This window comes from Rhodopirellula maiorica SM1 (genome assembly GCF_000346295.1).
Classification (GTDB): domain Bacteria; phylum Planctomycetota; class Planctomycetia; order Pirellulales; family Pirellulaceae; genus Novipirellula; species Novipirellula maiorica.
In genome coordinates this window covers 1-4,952 of sequence record NZ_ANOG01000339.1, presented here as the reverse complement: position 1 = coordinate 4,952, position 4,952 = coordinate 1, and the positions used below count along the sequence as shown (strand labels likewise).

4 protein-coding genes are annotated in these 4,952 nt (G+C 52.9%); all 4 read left to right on the top strand.

What is annotated here, in order from left to right:
• The coding region (locus RMSM_RS40870) for a glycosyl hydrolase family 95 catalytic domain-containing protein (RefSeq protein ID WP_040765678.1) at positions 1 to 862 on the top strand (862 nt) is incomplete at its 5' end.
• 91 nt (positions 863 to 953) lie between these two features.
• The gene (locus RMSM_RS10995; protein WP_144057554.1) at positions 954 to 2,519 is read left to right on the top strand and encodes a sulfatase-like hydrolase/transferase; all 1,566 of its coding nucleotides are present in this window, start codon (positions 954 to 956) and stop codon (positions 2,517 to 2,519) included.
• Positions 2,520 to 2,639: 120 nt separating this feature from the next.
• Entirely contained in the window at positions 2,640 to 4,127 is a 1,488-nt protein-coding gene (locus tag RMSM_RS10990) for a sulfatase family protein (RefSeq protein ID WP_236622091.1), read from the top strand.
• Between the two features lie 42 nt (positions 4,128 to 4,169).
• A partial coding sequence (locus RMSM_RS10985) for a sialate O-acetylesterase (RefSeq protein ID WP_040765681.1) occupies positions 4,170 to 4,952 on the top strand: 783 nt, incomplete at its 3' end.

Sequence of the window (4,952 nt, the reverse complement as noted above, 5' to 3'; positions counted from 1 at the left end):
GTCTCAGTGGCAGAACGTTGTCGACAACCTCGTTGGATTTCAGATCGACGAAAACGGGCTACGAATTGGCAAGGATATCCCGTTTGATAAACCGCACCGTCACTACTCGCACCTGCTTGGCTTCTACCCGCTAGCCGTCATCACGCCAGAGCAGGAAGTGAACGCAAAGATGCTTCGCACCTCGCTCGATCACTGGCTCGATGTCTCGATCAACAGTGGCATCAAAGTCGGGGCGATGCCGGTCACCGGGTACACGGCCACGGGGGCCGCATCAATGTACGCTTGGTTGGGCGACAAAGAGAAGGCGTATCACTATCTCGATTTCTTGATCCAACACAAGAATGTTTCGCCGACGACGATGTACGCCGAAGGAAACCCTGTGATCGAAAGCCCGCTCTCGTTCGCCACCTGTATCCACGACATGTTACTGCAGAGTTGGGGTGGCAAGATTCGCGTGTTCCGCGGGACACCCAAAATTTGGGGCGATGTTGCCTTCAAGAATTTGCGAACGCAGGGAGCCTTCCTCGTTACAGCTAAAAAGAAAGACGGGGTCACCCAGTTTGTAACCGTGGAAAGTCTGGCAGGATCTACATGCTTCGTCCAAGCCGACATCCCCAACCCGAAGATCTATATCAACGGTAAAGCACAGATCGTTTCGAAGACCGACGATGGCTTCTATCAAATCGCACTTAAAAAAGGGGAAATTGCCACGTTGTCACCGGTCGCGTTGGAGCAAGTTGATTTCCAAATCGAACCAATCCGTGTCAGTGATGCGGATCGCAATCTGTTTGGACTCAGCGACAAGACGGTTCGACTGCCCGGACACAAGTTCTACTACCCCGAAAAGACCACGGCAAAATGATCAGCAAGTATCTGTATCACTTTGCGTTCGGACGGTTAACCGCCATCCCTAAGCCAATCCACTGATCAACCACACGAACCGTCGTCAAGCGATGCACAAACCATTACTTCCAATCTTCGTCAGTTTCGCCGTAGTTAGCTTCGCGCTATTGGCGGGGTCGCTGCACGCCGCGGAACACGACTTGGCGCCGGTCTCGTCAACTCGGCCCAATGTCATCTTTGTCAAGACGGATGACCAACGATTGGATTCGCTTAGCATGACGGGGCATCCGGTAACTCAGACACCGAACATTGACCAGTTGGCAGCGGACGGAGTTTTCTTCAGTCACGCCTTCATCACCAGCCCGATCTGTGGCCCCAGCCGTGCCAACTACTTCACCGGCCAATGGGAACGAAAGAACCGACAAGGTTTTTACCACGTTTCCAAGAACCATATCTCGCACGAGCTGTTTGACAATAGCTGGATCATGCAATTGAAGGCCGCGGGGTATTTCACGGGCTACATCGGCAAGCATCACGCCACCATCGGTCCGGCGAAGGAACGCAATCGCTACATGAAGGAGAACGTGGATTTTTGTTACATGAAGGGCGGGCACCTCGGTTTTGATTTGATGAAGTGGAACGAGTTCAAAAATCTTCGGCACAGCTCCCAGATCGAAGGACTCTACGAGGCGACCGAGGCTTTCATGCGACCTGGAAAAGACAAGGACTACTTCTTTGACAATGCCCACCAGTCCGTCTCGGATTTTCTGCATAGGCGAGATCAAAGCAAGCCGTTTGCGCTCTCGCTGAATCTCAATCTTCCGCATGCGTCCAGCATCGGTGGCATGGGAGCAAAAGATACAGACCCGGAAATGTACCGTACGCTGTACAACGATGTGCAGGACAATTTCGTGTTTCCTGATGGCTATCCCAACATCAAAGTCCCGTTGCCAGACCAGGTTTTTCGTCAGAATGAATTGATGGGATATTACCGCACGTCCCATCCCGCCTCGCTGTTGAGCAAGAAGACCAAGATGGCCCGCGCTGTCACTGCTATCGACATGATGCTCGGTAAGTTACGAATGCAATTGGACGAAATGGGAATCGCTGATAACACCATCATTGTCTTCGCTTCCGACCATGGATTATTGCTCGGTGAGCATGGACTTGGTGGCAAGACGTTTCTCTATGACGAGTGCGTTCGCATCCCGATGATCATTTATTCCCCCTCCTTCTCCGAACAACAGCGGGGCATGACGGTGGATGAGTTGGTGGTGGGGCAGGATTTGCCAGCGACGATTTTGGAACTGTGCGACGTGGTTGTGCCAGACACTTACCAAGGTCAGAGCATGATGCCGCTGATTGAAGGCAAGCCGATCCAATGGCGCAAAGAAGTCTTTTGTGAAAATCTGTTTACCGACCAAGGCTATCCACGAATGGAATCCGTACGCAGCAACGAGTGGAAGTACATTCGTTACTTCTCCAAAGAGAATGATCGGATGAAGTATCTGCCCGACGCGTCGATTCAAGGAGAGCAGCCAGTGTTTGAAGAACTGTTCAATATCGCGAATGATCCGAAGGAACAGGTCAACTTAGCCTCCAATCCCGAGTACGATGAGGTGCTGGCAAGGTATCGCAATCGATGTCAGGAACTTGTCACCGAGTTAGCAAAATAAGGAACCGTTTCTTCTGTTTTTTTATACCGCACAAGTCGAACGCCGTTATGTCGGGGCCAATACCCAGTGATTCACATCGTCCAGCCCAGCGGACCGCGAGGCTCTTACAAGGATAGAACTTTGTATAAAACAATTACGACCACGCTCCTCTGCCTGATGGTGGTTTGGAGCTTTACGGATGCGTCGGCAGCCAAACCAACTTCGCCTACCAAACCGAACATTGTGTTCATCCTTTGCGATGATCTCGGATATGGCGATGTGCAATGTTTGAATCCTGAGCATGGAAAGATCGCGACGCCGTCGGTCGACAAACTGGCTGCCGAAGGAATGATTTTTACCGATGCCCATTCTGGATCATCGGTCTGTACGCCGACGCGATATGGATTGATGACGGGGCGATACAGTTGGCGGACGACTCTGCAAAACGGCGTGGTCCAAGGATTCTCGCCTAATTTGATCGCTGAAGATCGTCCGACCGTGGCCAGTTTTTTGAAGTCACAAGGTTACCACACCGGCATCATCGGCAAATGGCATCTGAATTTTCAGTATGTCGATCCTGATACCGGCACCGTGCTGAACAAGAAAACGGTAAAGAAGGGACTGGCTCCCGTCGGCAGCAAGATTCCCGATGGTCCGATTCATCGGGGCTTCGATTACTTTCATGGATTCCATCATGCTCGCGATATGAAATGTGTGATCGAAAATGACGAAGTCATCGAACTCGATGATGAAATCAACATGCTGCCGCGGCTGACTCGCAAGGCGGTCCAGTACATCGACGACCGTGCGAACGACACGGCTGATTCTCCGTTCTTTCTGTATGTGCCGTTTGGGTCTCCGCATACTCCGATTGTTCCCACAACAGAGTGGCAGGGCCGGAGCGGTCTGGGCGCCTACGCGGACTTCGTGATGCAGACCGATGCGGGGGTCGGAGAAATCACGGCCGCACTTCAGAGAAACGGTCTCAGCGATAATACGCTCGTGATCTTCAGCAGCGACAATGGATGTTCGAAAGCCGCTGGCATTCCTCAACTTGCCAAAGCCGGACATCTCGTCAGCGCCGGGTATCGTGGTTCCAAAGCCGATTTGTGGGATGGCGGGCATCGCGTTCCGTTTATCGTGCGGTGGCCGGGCAAGGTGGCTGCGGGCTCGAGCAGTGACCAAACGATCTGCCTGACCGATTTCTTCGCCACGCTTTCGGATTTGACGGGAAAATCACTACCCGCGGGCAGCGCCGAGGACAGCGTTAGCTTTCTGCCGGCCTTGAGCGGCAACCCGATTGATTCGACTCGCGGGGGCGTGATCCATCACTCGATCAGCGGACACTTCGGCTATCGCCAAGGAAAATGGAAACTGTTATTGGCAAAGGCCTCGGGTGGTTGGAGTTCTCCGACCGAAAAACAAGCCGCCAAAGACAGTCCGGTCGCTCAGCTGTATGACATGCAAAACGATCCCGCCGAGACAACGAATCTGTACGAAACTTATCCCGAAGTGGCGGAGCGTTTGCTAGCGCAACTCAAAGTGGACGTCACGCGGGGACGCAGCACGGGGGGAACCGAATCCGAAAACGATATCGATACGATCAAGCTATGGAAGAGCGGGAAATAGAGCGACATGAACCAAAAAGTGATCCACAACCAAGGTCAAACGATGAAAACGTCTCTCGCACTCGGTGTCCTGATGGCCGTGTTGGTGCCCAGCACCGCGTTGGCCGAGCTCCGATTGGGTTCCCTGTTTACCGATCATATGGTGTTGCAACGCGACGTAGCCGTGCCGGTTTGGGGCACCGCTGATCCTGGAGCCACGATTACGGTGGGATTTGCGGGGCAGGAAAAAACGACCGCCGCCCAAGCGGATGGCAAATGGATGATCAAACTTGATCCGCTTTCCGCTTCGTTCGAACCACGCAGGATGATGGTTACGTCGAGTCTCGATTCAACTACCGAAACTCAGCAATGCACCGACGTTCTTGTCGGTGAAGTCTGGATTTGTTCGGGACAATCCAACATGCAGTTTGGTGTCAATGCGGTACCCGAGGTGAAAGCGCTAATTCCACAGACAAAGAACATCCGCAGCTTCACTGTCAAACGCAGCGTGGCGTTCACCGAGCAGGAGCGTTGTGAAGGCGAGTGGGTCGATCGTTATCCTGATAGTGCGGTGGCATTTGGTTTTGCTCATTTTCTTAAAGCATCCGCGGAGACTCCGGTCGGCATCATCCTGTCGTGCTGGGGAAGCACGTCGATCGAAGCTTGGATGCCACGCGACATGACCGAAACCGTGCCTCATTTCAAAGTCATGATGGAAGAGTTTGACGCCAATACCGAGGCGCGGGATCAGATCGATGCCATCCTCAGTGGTCCTCAACCTTGGAGCGGGAAGGAGGACATCTTTTTGCGTCGTCAATCCAATATCATCTACAACGCGATGATGCAT

Bases quoted from the DNA above. Each gene is read 5' to 3' on its own strand.
- RMSM_RS10995 (WP_144057554.1), top strand. From the start codon at position 954: ATGCACAAACCATTACTTCCAATCTTCGTCAGTTTCGCCGTAGTTAGC.